At 53.0% G+C, this 18272-nt stretch carries 13 protein-coding genes; 5 read left to right on the top strand and 8 right to left on the bottom strand.

The window, feature by feature from the left end; all coding sequences use genetic code 11:
• Nucleotides 1-58: 58 nt before the first annotated feature.
• The 3 genes from cls to folD all read right to left on the bottom strand — a co-directional run bounded on the left by cls (nt 59) and on the right by folD (nt 3795).
• Entirely contained in the window at nt 59-1549 is a 1491-nt protein-coding gene (gene cls / locus Q31b_RS23000; protein ID WP_231617782.1) for a cardiolipin synthase, read from the bottom strand.
• Nucleotides 1546-2796 (bottom strand): chorismate synthase, encoded by a 1251-nt coding sequence (locus tag Q31b_RS23005; RefSeq protein WP_146602137.1) that lies wholly within the window; start codon nt 2794-2796, stop codon nt 1546-1548. The genes cls and Q31b_RS23005 overlap by 4 nt, the downstream gene beginning before the upstream one ends.
• 96 nt (nt 2797-2892) lie before the next feature.
• On the bottom strand, nt 2893-3795 hold the full coding sequence (gene folD / locus Q31b_RS23010) for a bifunctional methylenetetrahydrofolate dehydrogenase/methenyltetrahydrofolate cyclohydrolase FolD (protein WP_146602138.1): 903 nt from the start codon (nt 3793-3795) through the stop codon (nt 2893-2895).
• Between the two features lie 139 nt (nt 3796-3934).
• Here folD and Q31b_RS23015 point away from each other — a divergent pair, with 139 nt between their 5' ends.
• Complete coding sequence (locus tag Q31b_RS23015; protein WP_146602008.1) at nt 3935-5668, top strand: NADPH-dependent assimilatory sulfite reductase hemoprotein subunit; 1734 nt, start codon at nt 3935-3937, stop codon at nt 5666-5668.
• Between the two features lie 206 nt (nt 5669-5874).
• On the opposite strand, the gene Q31b_RS23020 is transcribed toward Q31b_RS23015, so the two are convergent.
• Nucleotides 5875-6072: a putative motility protein gene (locus tag Q31b_RS23020; RefSeq protein WP_146602009.1), complete on the bottom strand. Its 198-nt coding sequence runs from the start codon at nt 6070-6072 to the stop codon at nt 5875-5877.
• 305 nt (nt 6073-6377) lie between these two features.
• On the opposite strand from Q31b_RS23020, the gene Q31b_RS23025 reads away from it, so the two are divergent.
• Complete coding sequence (locus Q31b_RS23025; protein WP_197172126.1) at nt 6378-9062, top strand: O-antigen ligase family protein; 2685 nt, start codon at nt 6378-6380, stop codon at nt 9060-9062.
• Nucleotides 9063-9560: 498 nt separating this feature from the next.
• On the opposite strand, the gene uvrB is transcribed toward Q31b_RS23025, so the two are convergent.
• Nucleotides 9561-11672: an excinuclease ABC subunit UvrB gene (gene uvrB / locus Q31b_RS23030; protein ID WP_146602011.1), complete on the bottom strand. Its 2112-nt coding sequence runs from the start codon at nt 11670-11672 to the stop codon at nt 9561-9563.
• 120 nt (nt 11673-11792) lie between these two features.
• The gene (locus Q31b_RS23035; RefSeq protein ID WP_146602012.1) at nt 11793-12518 is read right to left on the bottom strand and encodes an ABC transporter permease; all 726 of its coding nucleotides are present in this window, start codon (nt 12516-12518) and stop codon (nt 11793-11795) included.
• 159 nt (nt 12519-12677) lie between these two features.
• On the opposite strand from Q31b_RS23035, the gene Q31b_RS23040 reads away from it, so the two are divergent.
• The 3 genes from Q31b_RS23040 (at nt 12678) to Q31b_RS23050 (ending at nt 16514) form a co-directional block, all read left to right on the top strand.
• Nucleotides 12678-14027 carry a dihydroorotase gene (locus Q31b_RS23040; protein ID WP_146602013.1) on the top strand — a complete coding sequence of 450 codons (1350 nt, stop codon included), beginning with the start codon at nt 12678-12680 and terminating at the stop codon, nt 14025-14027.
• Between the two features lie 118 nt (nt 14028-14145).
• Nucleotides 14146-14817: a sigma-70 family RNA polymerase sigma factor gene (locus tag Q31b_RS23045; RefSeq protein ID WP_146602014.1), complete on the top strand. Its 672-nt coding sequence runs from the start codon at nt 14146-14148 to the stop codon at nt 14815-14817.
• On the top strand, nt 14814-16514 hold the full coding sequence (locus Q31b_RS23050; protein WP_146602015.1) for a serine/threonine-protein kinase: 1701 nt from the start codon (nt 14814-14816) through the stop codon (nt 16512-16514). The genes Q31b_RS23045 and Q31b_RS23050 overlap by 4 nt, the downstream gene beginning before the upstream one ends.
• Here Q31b_RS23050 and Q31b_RS23055 read toward each other — a convergent pair.
• On the bottom strand, nt 16488-17669 hold the full coding sequence (locus Q31b_RS23055) for a metallophosphoesterase (protein WP_146602016.1): 1182 nt from the start codon (nt 17667-17669) through the stop codon (nt 16488-16490). The genes Q31b_RS23050 and Q31b_RS23055 overlap by 27 nt on opposite strands.
• Nucleotides 17669-18214 carry a SixA phosphatase family protein gene (locus tag Q31b_RS23060; RefSeq protein ID WP_146602017.1) on the bottom strand — a complete coding sequence of 182 codons (546 nt, stop codon included), beginning with the start codon at nt 18212-18214 and terminating at the stop codon, nt 17669-17671. The genes Q31b_RS23055 and Q31b_RS23060 overlap by 1 nt, the downstream gene beginning before the upstream one ends.
• Nucleotides 18215-18272 lie beyond the last annotated feature (58 nt).

The raw sequence follows: 18272 nt of genomic DNA on the forward strand, positions 1-18272 counted from the left end.
AGTAGACGGAACTTTAGGTTTCTGGCCGTCGTTCCAAGCTGGAATTGGCTCGGTGTACTTATAGCACCGGGCTGAACAATCGGGCGACGCCGGTGCCAACTCTTGATAACCATGGGCGCAGCGGTTTCTGAGACGCATTGCTTAAGGTCGACTGAGCAAAATCGTTTTCTAGCATTTGCTTCGCTTCCGCGACGAAGGCGGGATCACCGACGGCGACCATTAATTCGAAGTTCAAGTACAGCGATCGATTGTCAAAGTTGGTCGATCCGATGAGAACCAAGTTGTCATCAACGAGCACGCATTTCTGGTGCATCATCCCTTCGTTGTAACGATAGACGGGGATGTCGAATTCTCTCAATTCCTGTTCATAATAGAAGCCAGCCAAATGTACCGCCCACTGGTCGGCCATGGAGGGAATTAAGAATCGAACATCCACGCCTCTGGCCTTGGCCATGGCAAGAGCAACCATCAACGAATCGTCGGGAACGAGGTAAGGCGTACTAATCCAAGCTCGCATCTTCGCCTCGTTGATCGCAGCGACAAACATCATCGTTGCTCGTGGCCGAGGATCCGCTGGCCCCGTCGCACAAATGGCGACGGCACCCTCTAGGTTTTTCGTTCCAGATGCCTCGGGTTCGTGATGCTGCGTCCAATCGGCTTCGGGCAGATCCGTTCGGGCGGCCCAATAATAGTCACCTGCGAAAACGGCTTGGATCTTTCTAGCGACGCCACCCTTGATCAATATCGCAGTGTCACGCCAATGGGAAACCCATTTGGCGTCCCCCCGATACTCTTCGCCAATATTTAATCCACCAACCATGGCACGATTGCCATCGACGACCAGCAACTTTCGATGGTTTCGGAAATTGATTTGGAATCGATTGATGAATCCTTGCCGAGTATTGAAGGAACGGACGTCGACTCCCGCGTCGGACAATCGCTTTAGGTATGCATTGGGTAATCGGATACAACCTACTTCGTCGTACATCAACCGAACGGTCACCCCCTTCTTAGCGGTTTCTATCAACGTGTCCGCAAACCGCCTGCCAACGGGATCATCACGAAGGATATAAAATGCGGCGTACACGTAATGTTTCGCCGAAGCGATTTGCTGATAAAGCTCTTCAAAAAAGGAATCGCCATTGATCAATAGACCGAGTTCATTCCCGTAGGAAATTGGCGTATCCAAGACATCGGCAACCTGTTCAAGTGGGGAATGAAGCGAAGTCGATTGTTCGTCCCGTTCGGTCGACAATTCATGACGAATTGCCGTCACCGATCGTTGGTGACGTTGTCCGATTTCTCGGATTGCTTCTCGGTAACCGGCAAACCGATGACGCGCGAAGATCCAGTACAGCGGCAAGGTTACGAAGGGCAGCGTCAAAAGTCCCACCACCCAAGCCACGACCGCTTGCGAACTACGAACGTGTTTTAACGCGTGGATTGCCGACCAAACTGCCAACAGTTGAATGACAAGAATCGTGATCGAAAGAATCGTCAGCACGGACCACGTTTCAAACAGGTGTGCCATATCGATGGTGGCGGTCAAAACAGTTTAGCTAAATCGGAGGACAAACGACGGGATTGGTGAATCAAGCTAGCGTTGAGTAGTTCGATTGCCACGCGAGATTCTAAGGTAATGCCGGCCCGCACACCGACACACGGGTCGTGGCGTCCTTGCTTTAACTCGAAGTCAATCTCTTGCAAGTTTTTCAAGACGGACTTTTGTGGCAGATTGATGGTAGATGTTGGTTTGAAGCCGACGTGCATGACCAAAGGCATTCCCGTCGTGATTCCTCCGAGCATTCCACCATGACTGTTTCGGACATAGCCTGTTTTCCGAATCGGGTCGTTGTTCTCGCTTCCGAATCGCTCAACGACACGACGTCCCGCGCCGACCTCGACCGACTCAGCCGCGTTGACGCCACCGAGCGCCCCCATCAATCTCAGCTTCAAGCTCTCGTATAGCGGATCGCCCAACAGTGGCGGTACGTTGACCGCAACGACTTCGACGAGTGCACCGACCGAGTCGCCTTTGATCCGAGTTTCTTTGATCAATTCAGCAGCGGTATCAGCAAACTCAGCATCAATGCTATGGATCTCCGCAGCGGCGAGTTGTTGTTCGATTTTGTCGATCGCAGCTGACTCTAGTGGACGAGAGGCGTCGCCTTGCATCAGTTCGCTGACTCGATCGGACAAGCTCTCTTTTGCTTGCAGCGAGCCGACTTGGGCGATTGACGAAAGAATGACGGTGCCGAATTTTTCGGCCAGAACGATGCGGGCTATCGATCCGCCAATGACATCGGAAATGGTCGCTCGATAACTCGACCTACCTCCGCCACGGATATCGACAAAACCGTTCGATTGGTGGAACTTGACCAAGTCGGTATGTCCAGGGCGAACTTCACCGGTCTCGCCCGTCAATTGGGTGTAATGTCCTGACTTTTTAGAGGTCGACAACACGATCGCAGCAATCGGCTCACCTGTCGTAAACCCCTCCTCATACGCTTCGGTTTCATAGGTGGCATCATCGACGTTGACGGAAACCTTTGCGCCACCGAGCAGCGCGTCGGTGTCATCTTGGTAGATGCCGGACAAGAAAACGACTTTATCTTTTTCGTTACGTGGGGTTCCGTGGCGGTTGCCGCCTGGGCGACGACGGTCCAAAAACGCTTGCACATCGCCGCGACGAATCGGTTGCCCCGGCGGGCAGCCGAACACAATCGTCGTGATTGCGGGACCATGTGATTCGCCAGCGCCGGCCACGCCAAATAAAGGTCCACCAAGGATTTCCATCATTCTGCTTTGTAAAGGGTGGTGAGTGTCGTGGCTGTGGCTTCCCCAGCCGCCGTCTGTTTTACACTGGGGCTGGAAGCCTCAGTCACGTTTACATCACGCCATCTGCAAGCGAGCAGCAAGTAGCGTATTGTGGAGTAACATTGCAATCGTCAACGGTCCGACACCGCCGGGGACCGGAGTGATTGCCGCTGCAACTTGCTTTGCTTCTTCGAACGCAACGTCGCCGACCAATTTACCATCCACTCGATTGATACCGACATCGATGACAATCGCACCCGGTTTTATCATGTCCCCTTTTATCATTTCAGCAACACCGACTGCCGCAATTAGGCAATCGGCGGATCGGCATACGCTCTTTAGATCCTCGGTGCGGCTATGAGCGATCGTGACCGTGGCGTTGGCGACTTCGCGTCCGCACGAACCATCTCGTCCAGCCAGCATCATCGCCATCGGTTTTCCGACGATATCGCTGCGACCGACCACGACGACATGTTTCCCGGCAACGGAAATGTCACATCGATGCAGTAATTGAACGATTCCGTGTGGAGTGCAGGGTAAAAACCGGGGGCGTCCTTGCATCAGGAGACCGACATTGATTGGCGAAAATGCATCAACATCTTTTAGCGGGTCGATCGCATCGAGTACTTCTCGCTCGTCAAAACCCGCCCCACCATTGCCCTGTTTGGGAAGCGGTAATTGGACCAAAATACCGTTTACCGTTGCATCCTCATTGAGCTCTTGAACGACCTTCATCAGATCGGCTTGGGTCGATTCGGCAGGCAATCGGACGGTTCGGCCCTCGATCCCCGCTTTTTCACAGGCCCGTTGTTTATTGCGAACATACACCTGACTGGCGGGGTCTTCGCCGACCAAAACGGCGACCAGGCAGGGAGAAAAGGGGCGTCCCAACTCAAGGGCGGTCTTTTTCACCTCATGGGCTACCTCTTCGCGGATTTCGGCTGCGATTTGTTTGCCATCCAGTAGTTTCGCGGTCATCATGCTCTCAGCGGTTCGTTTTCGTCTTCGATGCTAAAACGCCATAGTGGCATTTCGGCTTGATCGTTATAGTAATCATAACGTCTGGCAACCTTTCATTAAATTACGCTACACGAAATCAAATAGGATTTCTGTCTCGATGTCTACCGATACACCTAACGCTGAGTCCAAGCCGCCAAAATTGAGCGCCGTCGAAAAGATCAAAGATGAGAGCAGATTTTTGCTCGGAACAATCGGCACCGAGTTGGTGGAGCCCTCTGATCATTTCAACAAAGACAATCTGCAATTGCTGAAGTTCCATGGAACGTACCAGCAAGACGACCGCGACCTGCGAGCCCAGGCAAAGAAAGCAGGCGGGGGGAAGGCGTTTTCGATGATGGTTCGCTGTCGGATCCCCGGTGGCCGGATGACGTCGGATCAATTGTTGGCCCAGCTTGATATTTGCGACCAACTCGGCAATGCGACGCTAAAGATTACGACTCGGCAAACGTTGCAAATCCATGGCATTCTCAAGAGCGATTTGCAGAAGACCATCCGCCGAATCAACGACATGCAATTGTCAACACTGGCGGCTTGTGGTGACGTCAACCGAAACATCATGTGCTGTCCCGCCAAACGAGTTGGCTCGGTCCATGCCGATCTCGAAAAATTGACCGATGAACTGACGTTTGCTCTCGCTCCGCAAACACCCGCATACCACGAATTGTGGCTGACGGATGATGAAACAGGTGAAAAAACGCTTCAGGGTGGCGGTGAAGTGGTCGAACCGCTCTACGGACCACGCTACTTGCCTCGTAAATTCAAAATCGGGATTGCCCTTCCCGAAGACAATTGCATCGATATCTACACGCAAGACATCGGCTTTTTGGCGGTTGTTCGCAACGACAAGATCATCGGTTACAACGTGCTCGTCGGCGGTGGAATGGGAACAACCCCATCGGCGAAAAAGACTTTCCCAGCACTCGGCAAACGGATGGCATTCGTTGCCCCCGAACAAGCGGTTGAGGTTGCCAAGGCGATCTTGAAGGTCCAACGTGATTACGGCAACCGCGAAGACCGTAAAGTGGCGCGGATGAAATACTTGGTCGCCAATTGGGGGGTCGAGAAATTCCGACGGGCGGTCGAAGAGTATTTTGGCGGACCGTTGGCGGATTGCACCGAAGACGACGTTACCGAGTTCGATGATCACATGGGTTGGCAAGAACAGGGCGATGGAAAATGGTCTTACGGGCTTAACATTGAAAACGGACGACTTTACGACAATGAGAACCATCAGTTAAAGGCATGTTTGCGGGCGATTTGCCACCAGTTCAAGACGGAACTTCGCATGACAGGCCATCAAAGTATCATCGTCACCGACATCGATCCGGCAGACAAAGACAAGTTGATCTCGATCATTAAAGAGCACCGGGTGCCAACGACCGAGGAGACCAGCACGGTGCGTCGATGGTCGATTGCCTGTGTGGCGTTGCCGACATGCGGCTTGGCGATCACCGAAAGCGAGCGGCGATTGCCGACGATTATCGACCAACTGGAACAGCCGCTGGCGAAATTGGGACTCGACAAAGAGCGGTTTACACTTCGCATGACAGGCTGCCCCAACGGATGTGCACGTCCCTACAATGCCGACTTGGCACTCGTGGGCAAAGCCAAGGACAAATACACGGTGTTCGCTGGCGGTGGATGGCTGGGCCATCGGCTAGCCTACGTCTACAAGGACTTGGTTTCCGACGACACGGTCATCGATGAACTGGTCGGGATCTTTGCCGCCTTTAAAGCCAACCGCGAAGGGAATGAATCGCTAGGCGATTTCTGTGCCCGAGTTGGCCGAGAGGATTTGGAAACGTTGGCTGCAACAGCGCCTCGACCCTAGCGGGCTGGCGATTTAATCGTTTAACGCTTAGCCGAAGGCGTCAGCTTTTCCATAAGCGGTTGCCTATGGCTTGGCGTTAAACAATAAGTCGAGTCAAACCGATTAAATCAACAGCCTACTAGGGCTTTGCCACCGCAATTCATTCACGGTCGATCCGAGCTCTGGCAACTCGGTAACTCTGGTAACTCGGTAACTCTGGCAAAACGCTAAACCTTCACGTCAAGATGACCATCGGCAAGTTGTGTTTGCACCTGCTTAGCTTGTTCGAGCATTGAATGGATGGCATCGCCTGCTTGTTTTTGCGTATCGAGTTGTTTTGCCAGCAGTGTCATTTGCACCTGTTGTTGGTTGGCATCGTTGCGAGAGTTTAGGACGTTCGCAACCGCAGGGTGAATGCTAGACATCGTGACTCCCGAGTTAAGGATAGGACAGTATGGCTCAAGCCTGGACTCCAACACAGACCCTCTTGTGAAAAACTCGGTCTGCTGGTGAGATAACACTATCGAAACCAGAAAAAAGGTTGAAATCCGCACGCTTGGCATCTTCAAATTGGGTTAATCGGCACTTTTTCACTCTCGTTTTCCGCAATTCTTTTTAGAATGCATCCCTAATAGCATGATGTTCGGCAGCAAATCGTTGCCGCTTTTCAACCCCTATTTACGATTGACTCGTCCGGTTTTGGATGATCGCAATAGCCGGCGAAGACCATATGAAAAACCTTACAAAATATCTTAGGCTTTTGTCACTTTGGGCATCAGCAACCCTTTTAACGCTTTTGCCGTTCTTGGTAGCCCTCGATTATGCTGGCGTACTCAAATGGACTCAGTGGGCGGCGGCGGCGGTGGTTTTGGCCGCAGCGCTGCTGGCAATACCGGCTTTGACCGATCGTGAAAACCAAATGGGGCCAAGATACCACTGGTTCACGATTTTTCTTCTCGTGTGGGCCGGTTTTGTTTGGATTCAAACGGTACCTTTGCCCGACAGCCTGCATTCACTGCTTAGCCCCGCTTCGGCGGATGCCTACAGCGCCTGGGCCACACCGGCACTTGGGGCCTCGGCCGTTGACGGTTTCCAGCCGATTTCCGTCGATCCTTGGGCTACCAAGCACGGTTTGGCAATGGTGCTGATGGCGATCACGTTGGCCTGGACCTCGGCCACCGTGTTTCAAACTCGGGCTCGGTTGGCGTTCGTGATGGTGGGGCTTGCCATTGGTGCAGCCGTTCACGCGGGACTTGGCATTTTTCAATTGGTGGTTCCCGAAACAGGCATCCTCGGGATGGACCTCGTCGATCGCGGCAGGCCATTTGCCGGTTTTGTTAACCGTAACAATGCGGCGTTACTTATGAACCTCGGTATTGGATCGAGTTTAGGGTTGTTGGCATGGCGGTTGAGTGCGCTCAGTGGCCAAGAGGTTGACGATGAGAACTTTGAATTGAACGATCTGATCTCTCTGGTAAGTGACCGAGAAAGTTCGATCGCATTGGCAAGTTTGGTGCTATGTTCGGCAGCGTTGTTGGTTTGCGGGTCACGGGGCGGATTGGTCGCTGCACTCTTCGGGTTTGTGTTGGCCTTCGGGTGGATTCGCACTCGCCGAGGCGTTTTGACGATTCCTGTCCTGATCGGAGTCATCGCAATCGCCATTGCAATGCTGCTGGTTCCGCTCAACTTAGACTTGGAATCGATTCAGCGGTTTGAGATCTTTGTCAACCGCGACAACACGACGCTGTTACATGATGGCCGTCTTCCCCATTGGTCAGACGGTATGGAAGCAGCGAAATCCTATTTGCCACTAGGCAGCGGTGTAGGAACCTATGCCGACGCGCATCTGCCGTTTTTAGACGAGAGTATGGATGCTTGGTTTGTGCATGCCGATAATTTATGGTTGGAACTGTTTACAGAGCAGGGCCTGGTCGGTGTCCTGCTCTTTCTAGGCTTGGTCGGTTCCCTGCTCTATTCGCTGCAACAACTTCGTGAATCTCCGGATGCGGTCGATCATGGGCTACGGGTAGCCGGGTGGTATGTCCTTTCCGCGTTGGTGGTCTCTCAATTCTTTGATTTTGGATTGATCGTCCCTGCAAACTTTATTGCGTTTGGTGTCTTTTTGCCCATCATTGCAACGCGTCGATTTTTTGTCGCATCGTATGTTCGTGACGAAGAAGAGAAGGATTTCACTGGCCACGAAGATGAGGAGTTGGAAGGCACGGATTCGAAGTCGCCATCGAAGATTCGTTTCCAAACTCCAGGCTCGCTCGCGGTGGGGATCATCATTGCGACACTAGCAATCCTGCCATCGTTTTGGGCTCTCAAGGTGCTCAACACCGATGCGAAAATAGACGCTGTCGTTCGCGAAGCAAATTTTGCACTCGACGCCAAAAAGCCGGAAATCAGCGAACTGGAGAGAATGGCGTCAACATTAGAACCACTGGCGGCTACAAGCGGTTCCGCCGAGGCTTATCAAGCACTTGCGGAATTGCACCACCGTATGGCTCGTTACGAAGAGGTCGCCGCTGCGAATCCGAAATCGGAAGAGGAGATTCGCAGGCTGTACAGCCAAACCGCACCACTCGTCCGCCGTTTGACCTGGCTTCAGCAGCCTCCGAGTGTTTTGCAGGATTCGAATCAAGGCGGTGATTCCAATTCGAACGGTTCCATTGTTGATCCGTCGTTATCGAAGCACTATCTCGATGCCCTTGCCAATGCAGAAGCCGCCCTGCGCCATCGCCCGCTGTCACGCGAATCGCGTGCGACAAGTATTTACTTAGACTTCATTCATGCCAACCGCGATCGCACCTACGTTCTTCTAAAGCAACTTCAAGAGTTGTACAAAACCAATATTGCCGCCACACAGCGTATCGGAAGTTTGGCTGTTGATAGTGAAGAGTTAGAGATTGCGAGCGAATGCTATCGAACCGTACTCACTCGCAATCCGCGTTTCACCAATCGCGTGCTGCGAACGATTGAGTCACACCCGCAAATTACGGCGGCTCAAATTGTCCCCAATACTCCGACCAATCTACGTTTGGCTGCCCAAGCGATCCTTTCCAGGCCAGATCCTGACAAAACGTTTTTGGAAAAAGCTTATTCGGGATTCGAGTGCGATAATTGTAAAACGATTGCTGAACGTGCCAAGTGTGAAGAATTGGCGGGCGATACCGCTTATGTCTTGGGCAAGTTCGATGAGACGTTTGAAGCCTATCAAAAATCGCTGCGATTTAAGCCTAATGACAACAAGCTAAGGATCAAGCTAATCGGTCGGCTAAGGGCTCAAGGCAAACGCGATGAAGCCCTCGCCGAAGCTCGCAAAGCCCGCGTCTTGTCACCCGAAGAAGATCGCTTCGATGTTATCATCAAAGAGATCGCGCAAGCGGAACTGCAAGAATACACCAATCCATAGCCAGTAGCGGCGTCTCTCCGAGACGCCGGGATTTACGAGTCTCGGAGAGACTCGGCTACTTGATGCCGGGATTCCGAGTCTCGGAGAGGCTCGGCTACTTGATGCTGGGGGTTACGAGTCTCGGAGAGACTCGGCTACTTGACGCTGGGGGTTACGAGTCTCGGAGAGACTCGGCTACTTGATGCCGGGATTTACGAGTCTCGGAGAGACTCGGCTACTTGACGCTGGGGTTACGAGTCTCGGAGAGGCTCGGTTGCTTGATGCTGGTGGTTACGAGTCTCGGAGAGACTCGGCTACTTGATGCCGGGGTTACGAGTCTTGGAGAGACTCGGTTGCTTGATGCTAGGATTTACGAGTCTCGGAGAGGCTCGGCTACTTGATGCCGGGGTTACGAGTCTTGGAGAGACTCGGCTGCTTGATGCCGGGATTCCGAGTCTCGGAGAGACTCGGCTACTTGACGCCGGGGGTTACGAGTCTCGGAGAGACTCGGCTATGCTTTTAGCCTCGGCTGGGGCGGGGGATGTTTTTTCGTCCACTGGCTTGACTCTTGTTACGGCGTTTTTTCTGACGACCGGTCGCTCCAGTCGATTTGTTCGAGAACTCGACTTCGGATAAAGGTTTGCCAATATTCTCTTTCAATTGCAAGACACGGTCTCTGAGCGATGCCGCTCGCTCAAACTCTAAATCCTCTGCTGCCGATAACATCTCGCGTTCGAGTGCTTCACAGTACTCTAAAGTGATGTAGGTTTCTTTCGCATCGCTTGCTGCTGCTTCGGTCTTTTTGCGTGTGGCGACGTCGTTGTCGATGCCTCGGCGAATCGATTTGCGAATCGTCTCGGGGGTAATCCCATGCTTCTCGTTGTAATCCTGCTGAATTTTCCGGCGACGCGTTGTTTCTTCCATCGCCATCTTCATGGAATCGGTAACCCGATCGGCGTACAGAATGACTTTTGAGTTCGAATTTCGTGCTGCGCGGCCAATCGTTTGGATCAAACTGGTTTCACTGCGAAGAAACCCTTCTTTGTCCGCATCGAGAATTGCGACCAACGATACCTCGGGCAAGTCGAGACCTTCGCGAAGCAGATTGACACCGACGAGACAATCAAATTGGCCTGCTCTTAATTCTTGTAGCAAGTCGACTCGCTCGAAGGCATCGAGTTCGCTGTGCAGCCATCGGCAGCGGACGTTTTGCTCTTGTAAGAACGCGGAGAGATCTTCGGCCAATCGTTTTGTGAGTGCGGTGACCAATACTCGTTCGTCTTTCTCGGCACGAATCCGGATTTGCTCAAGCAGGTGATTCACTTGGCCACGTGCCGACTCGATTTCAACAACGGGATCGAGAAGCCCTGTGGGGCGAATGATTTGCTCGACCACTTCGCCCTTGGTCCGCTGCAATTCGTACGCGCTCGGTGTGGCACTGACAAAACAAATTTGAGCCGTTCGTTCCTCCCACTCCTCGAATTTTAGCGGCCGGTTATCGAGTGCACTGGGCAATCGGAAACCGTGTTCCACCAGCGTGGTTTTGCGGCTTCGATCGCCGGCATACATTGCACGAACTTGAGGGATCGTGACATGGGACTCGTCAACAAACGTGACAAAATCCTTTGGGAAGAACTCGTAAAGCGTATCTGGAGTTGCTCCAGGCGGTTTTCCCGAAAGCGGTCGACTGTAGTTTTCGATCCCTGGACAGTGACCGACCTCGGCTAGCATCTCTAGATCAAATCGGGTACGCGCGGAAATCCGTTGTGCTTCAAGTAACTTGCCTTGCTTTTCGAACACTTCAAGCTGCTGTGCGAGTTCTTCTTTGATGCCCTGAATCGCTTTTTTGATACGATCCTCTGGCATCACAAAGTGACGAGCCGGATAGATGTAAAGGTGGTCGACCGTCTTAATGGTTTCACCCGAGACCGGTTTGATGAGCGAAATCTGTTCAATCTCATCACCCCACATTTCAATTCGGTAGGCGAACTCTTCGTAGCTGGGCCACAATTCAATACTGTCGCCGCGAACGCGAAATTTACCTCGGTCAAAAGCAACGTCGTTGCGTTCGTACAAAACGTCGACCAACTTTAGTAGCAAGTGGTCGCGGCGAGTAACCTCCCCTTTGTGTATCGACACGATGAGTTGACGGTAATCGTCTGGGGACCCGAGTCCATAGATACTGCTAACCGAAGCGACGATGATGACATCACGGCGGCTGACCAAGGAACTTGTCGTTGCCAATCGCAACCGGTCGATCTCTTGATTGATCGACGCGTCCTTTTCGATAAAGACGTCACGCTGAGGAATATATGCTTCGGGTTGATAATAGTCGTAATAGCTAACGAAATAGTGAACCGCATTGTCGGGAAAAAACTCTTTGAACTCGCCATACAATTGGGCGGCTAACGTTTTGTTATGGCTTAGCACCAGCGCTGGCCGACCGAGATTCGCGATCACGTTGGCCATCGTAAAGGTTTTTCCCGTACCGGTTGCTCCGAGTAGCACTTGGGCAGATCGTCCCGCCTTGAACCCGCGAGTCAATTCGGCGATCGCTTGAGGTTGATCGCCAGCAGGCTTAAAGCTCGGCTGGAGATGAAAATCGGCTGGGGGGAGGGCAACAGAGGTCATGTTGATGAATCAGCAAAAAGATCGAAAAGTAGAGGCGACACAACCTACTTTACCCAGCAGGCCAGGATCGCCCAATAGCCAGCCTGGGTTGGATTCGTAGCCATGTCTCTCCGAGACACGTTATGCTTCGCGACTCGGAGAGTCGCGGCGACTTGTTGCACGACCGATCAGCCACAAAAAGAGTGCTGCAGCCAAACCGGCAGAACTAAACATCATGCACATGACCATGACTTGATAGCGTGCTGCGATCAATGGTGATACGCCTGCCAAAACTTGGCCAGTCATCATGCCTGGGATCGAAACGATGCCGACAGCAAACAACATGTTGGTGATTGGAATGAAGGCGGCCTTCATCGCAGACGCACGCGCGTCGTTATGAGTCTCTCCTCGTTCTGTTTCGACGTAGTACCGCTCGGCCGCCAAACTGACGGCATTCATGCATCCCGAAAACGTCATCCCCGCAAGCGGAATGAAAACTCGCGGGGAGAACCACGGATCAAGTCCGAGCACGCCTTGAGTCATGAAGAACAACGTGATCCCACCGCCAACAAACACCGCCGCCACGGCATACGGATAATTTCTGGCTCGATCCTGTCTGATCGAACACAGAGCAATCCAACTCGCGGCGAGCAGCATCACCGTCAGAATGGCGATGACAATCCAGGGCGTTTGGGCGGTGAACACATAGCCAAGTAAGTAGCCGACCAACAACAATTGTAAGATCATTCGCGACAAACCCATGATTGCCTGGCGAACGCCAAGCGACCAACGGAACATCAAGATCAATACAATGATGACTGGCACTAACGAAAACGCCAATCGATGAAGCGGGATCACATCAGCCATGACGTCTGTTTTCCAAGGTTGATTCAATAAAATGGACTTAATCTTCGTTTTACAATCTGACGAATGCATCCGATCTTATCGAGGGGGTGAAGTAACAAGATCGACTTCGATTTGCTATAGTGTGGTAAAAGCTTTCTCATTCCCCCCGGAAATCAATTGATGACCCGAACTCTATTTCGTAATGCCCGCATCGTCCTGCCTCAATTCATTCTCGATGGTTCGGTGTTGGTCGAAGATGGGAAGATAGTCGACGTGGATGCCGGTGAGCTTGCCAACGCGGACGAAACGGTCGATTGTCAAGGCCGGTACCTGATGCCTGGCGTGATCGATGACCAGGTTCATTTCCGCGAACCAGGTTTGACACACAAGGAAGATCTCAGCACGGCCTCGCATGCTTGCGCTGCTGGCGGAGTGACATCGTTCTTGGAAATGCCCAACACGAAGCCGGCTGCGATCACGGTTGAAGGGGTTCGGCAAAAGGAAGCGATTGCCGCCCAAAAGTCAATCGTCAACTATGGCTTCTACATCGGCGCAACGCCGAGCAATTTGGAGGAGTTGGCGAAGGCAAGCGACGTTCCAGGAATCAAGATTTTTATCGGCAGTAGTACGGGCGATCTACTGGTGGATGATCAAGAGACGCTCGAGCGAATATTTGCGGAAACGACGTTGCCAATCTGCGCTCACTGCGAAGATGAAGCGACCGTTCGAGCGAACATGGATCGGTTGGTGGGCACCAGCGATATCGCGGACCATTCACGAATTCGTGATGAGCGGGCTGCAATGATCGCGACGGCACGAGCAACCGATTTGGCCCGTCGGCACAAGCATCGGTTCCATGTGCTGCACGTTTCGACGGCGGCAGAGTTGACGCTACTGCAAAACGCTGATCCTTACATTACCGCAGAGATTTGTTTGCACCATCTGTTCTTCAATGTCGACGATTATGCTCGCTTGGGCAGCCGTATTCAAATGAACCCATCGATCAAGACAAAAGCGGACAACGAAGGGCTGTGGCAAGGATTGCTCGATGGAACGATTCAAGTATTGGCGACCGATCACGCTCCTCATACACTCCAGGAAAAAAGACAACCCTACCCAGCAAGTCCGTCGGGATTGCCAGCGGTCGAGAACAGTTTGGCGCTGATGCTCGATCAAGTGAACCAGGGTAAATGCTCGCTGTTGCAGGTTGCATCGTGGATGAGCGACGCACCGGCTCGCGTTTGGGGGATGGTTGGCAAAGGCCGCATTGATGTCGGGTACGACGCCGATCTCGTCCTTGTCGATATGGATGAAGCACGAACGATTCGCGATGCCGAGCAGCACACCAAGACCTGCTGGAGTCCCTGGGATGGAGAAACACTTAGGGGGTGGCCAACGGCGACTTATATCGGCGGTCGCCGCGTGTGGAGCCAAGCGGACGGATTCGACGAACAGCATCGTGGATCAAAGTTGAAATTCGACCATGCTCGTGGCGGCTTTTGGAAGACAATGGATGGAATCGGCGTTTAGTTCTTCCAACGGTAAGGGAGTGGATCCTGTTAAAGATCCCAGTATGAGAGAATCTTACACAAAATCCCATTCCGCCAAAGTGCTTGTCAGCACCTCGTAATGAATTGGCATATGGCAAATGACTAACTCGATCTGGCCTTCCGATGATCAAACCGAAACGCTGTTGAAAGCAGCGAAGGGTGGCGATGCGGATGCAGTCAACCGTCTTTTGGAACGCCATCGTGAATCCGTGCGTCGGTTAGTGAAAATGCGGCTCGATCGTAAAGTTCAGCGGCGGGTCGATGTGAGTGATGTTGTCCAAGATGTCTTGCTCGAAGCGAACGGTCGATTGGAAAAATACTTGAATGATCCTGCGATGGCGTTCCACCTTTGGATTCGTCAGATTGCCTGGGATCGGATCATCGATACCTACCGTCGGCACCGCGTGAGTGCGAAGCGAAACATGGACCGAGAGCAGGCGATGCATGCTCCAGCAACTCAAGATCAATCGTCGATTCAATTAGCGGCTCAATTGTGTGACCCTGCACTGACACCTTCGACTGCTGCAACGCAGCGCGAATTGGCAACAAAGGTCGAAGCAGCGATCGAACAGTTAGTCGAACAAGACCGCGAAATGATTCTAATGCGACATTACGAGCATCTGTCCAATTTGGAGATCGCGGAAGTCCTCGGTCTGAATCCGCCAGCGGCGAGTATGCGTTACCTGCGGGCGGTCCGTCGACTTCGCGAACTTCTGGATGAGGATGCTGACGATGACTCGGGCCGCGGCGATGCTGGGAAGCGTCCGTGAACAAGAATCGCACAGCATCCGACATTGGCGGAGAGGAACGCGAAAGTGGTAAGGATCAGGAGATCGCGTCCATTCTGGCCAATTTGGCGGACGGCGTTTGCCGTGGCGAGATCGTCGATTTCGACTCGGTTTGTCAACAATATCCTCAGCATGCCACCGAACTACGTCGATTGTGGGGGGCCGTTTTGGTGACCGATACCGCTGGCGCGGCGAAGGAGGAACGGCCTCAGATCCGCGGCGACGATTCATCTTCTCAATGGCGACGATTGGATCTGCCTGTTCGGATTGGCGATTATGTCTTGATTGAAGAGATTGGCCGTGGGGGAATGGGGGTCGTTTTTCGAGCCCGGCAAATGAGTCTTGACCGCGAGGTCGCGGTGAAAATGATCTTACGAGGTCGATTGGCAAGCGAAGCGGATTTGCAACGGTTCATGGCCGAGGCGTCTGCGACAGCGCGGCTAGAGCACCCAGGAATCGTTCCCGTTTACGAAGTCGGCGACATCGAAGGACGCCCGTTCTTTTCGATGAAGTACATCGAAGGACAAACGCTGTCACAATTGGTCGATAAGCGACCGATGAATCAACGCGACGCGGCTCGCATCGTGGCCTCTGTCGCCCGCTCTATCGACTTTGCCCACCAACGTGGGGTTTTGCATCGTGACATCAAGCCGAGCAACATTTTGTTGGCAGCGGATGGGGTTCCGCTCATTACCGATTTTGGCTTGGCCAAGCGAGCGGGCAGTGAATCCGAGCTGACTCGCAGCGGCTTACTCGTCGGCACGCCTGCTTATATGTCGCCCGAACAAGCTGGCAATCGGCGTGATTTGGTTTCCGCGACGAGCGACGTCTACAGTCTCGGCAGTGTCCTCTATTTTGCCTTGACCGGACGTGCACCATTCGTTGCCGAAACGCCGATGGAATTGGTGATGATGGTGATCGAGCAAGACCCCAACCCGCCTCGCATGCTGCGTCCGAACTTGGATCGTGATTTGGAGATGATTGTCGTTCGTTGCCTGCAAAAACCAGTCGATTTGCGATACGAATCAGCGGCCGCGTTGGCTGATGATTTAGAACGCTACTTGGCCGACGAACCGATAGCCGCTCGGAGCGGGCGGTTTGGCCAAGTGATCGCGAGGGTGTTTCGCGAAACCCACCATGCAACCGTCCTTGAGAACTGGGGGCTGTTGTGGATGTGGCACTCACTCGTCTTGTTCGTCGCGTGTTTGCTGACTTGGCAACTTGATTACCACGGAATGACTCGGCGTGCGGTGTACGAATCGGTTTGGATCGTTGGGCTCGGTGCTTGGGCGGCAGTGTTTTGGAAATTGAGACAACGAATGGGGCCCGTCACGTTTGTGGAACGGCAAATCGCTCATGTCTGGGGTGCCGCAATGATGGCCATCGGACTGCTGTTCCCACTCGAATGGTGGCTCGGGATGCCGGTGCTGAGCCTATCGCCAATGCTTGGCGTAATCACTGCAATGGTCTTTTTGATCAAAGCAGGGATGCTGACGGGCGCATTCTATGTTCAATCGGTCGCTTTGCTGATTGCCGCTGTCTTGATGGCTTTGTATCCGCCGTGGGCTCATCTGATATTTGGTGTCGTTGCGGCAGCGTGCTTCTTCGTGCCGGGCTATAAGTACGCTCGCCGCCGAAAACTCAATCCTAGCTCAACCCACGCACAACGTAATCAGTGATAGTTCGGGTCGACAATTGATGCGAACCAAATGGGTGCCGCCGAGGCCACGAGAGACATGCATTGTGGTTGGTGGCTTGTAAAAATCACCCGACGCAAATCGGCTGCCGTGATAACTTGGGCTCAGAAGAGGTCCGAACAGCGGCAAACGTCCTTGCCCGCCATGCGTATGCCCAGCAAACATCAGTTGGATGCCATGTTTTCGTGCCCACCAAATTTGGTCGGGACTATGGCTAAGGAGCATTCGAAACTCCTCATCCGTTTTGACAGGCAGCTCAGGCCGATCAAACCATGGGTACTCGTTTCCAATCAAACGAACGGGTACGCCGCGAAGGTGTACGACCGTTTGTAGACATCCCAGATCGGTCCATCCGGCATGATCCATTGCTCGGCGAGTCTGTCGCGAATCCGTAATCCGAACGTCGTGGTTTCCGAGCACGTAATAACAACCATCGATTGCATCGGCACCCGAATAGATCTCGGTCAGCCATTGAATGCACTTTTGACTGTCGATGATGTCACCGCTCAGTACCATCAATTCCGGTTTCCACCGCGTCGCCGTTTCGACGGTGAATTTGGCATAGTTTAGATGCACGTCGCCTGTTAAATGAATGTCCGACAAATGCGCGATTCGATAACCATCGAGTTGGGCTGGAAGACCAACCACCGGAAGTTTGATCTCTTCGACCGACAAGTCGAAGAGCTGGTTGAATGGAAGTTGTGATTCCAATTTGCATTTTCGGCTCAACGCAAGCGGGGTCGCGACCGCTTGGTCAACCGAGATCGATTGGATCGTTCGAGACGCTCGGACCCATTCGAGCCCCAGGATCGGACGCCACAATAGCCACGGCACACCAAGCAGCATCCAACTAGCTAAGCAGACAATGAAGTACGCCATCGGAAAAACTGGCAGGGAGAACAGTCGCGACCAGTGCGAGGAACCTTCGGATAGCCATGCCAGCAATTCACTGAAATACAATCCACCGATAACAACCGGAAGGGTGAGCATGGTTAGAAAGAAGAACTTCGAAATGCGTTTGGTCGTTCGCCGCGACCATCCGATCGCATTGACACGGTTGTATATCGCTAGATGAATGCCAAAATGCCCGATCAAGACCGCGATCAACACAAGCCAATGGACGTTTGCCGTAGGCATCAAACGGATAGTTCTTTAGGACGCATGAATTGGATCATCTTCATCGGCACGCAGTGCTTGTCGAACTTAAAATCGTCCCAAGAATCCACGGGCGATTCAAAAACCGCGATCGCAGCGGTCGACATGCCGATATACTCGCCTGCTAAACAGGAAACCAGTTCGGAAATGCCGGGGTTGTGTGCGATTACCATTAAGCTCGTCGCGTTGTCTCCTTCGCGACGAACAACGCGGGCCAGCGTTTCGGCAGTCGCACCGTAAAGCAAATCGCTATAGAAAACGTCGGGTTTAGCTTCCAACTGCGGTTGCAATCGGTCGAAGGTTTCGCGAGTTCGTACGGCGGAAGAGCAAAGGATGCGAGTGGGACAGCAATCGTTTTCAACCAGCCATTGGCCCATCGCCGGAGCGTCCCGACGGCCACGTTTATTGAGCGGTCGTTGGTGATCTGTCAGCCCGGCATCACCCCAATCGCTTTTGGCGTGCCGCATCAAAAGGAGCCGTTTGGGTCGATCCGGCCGTGATTCGTCTTGTTCTGGTTCGTCGGTCATGAGCGATTTTATAGTGTATTTCGACGCATATTGTAGCGGGGGGTAGCTTGCGTTATCG

The organism is Novipirellula aureliae (assembly GCF_007860185.1).
In the GTDB taxonomy this organism is placed as follows: Bacteria; Planctomycetota; Planctomycetia; order Pirellulales; family Pirellulaceae; genus Novipirellula_A; species Novipirellula_A aureliae.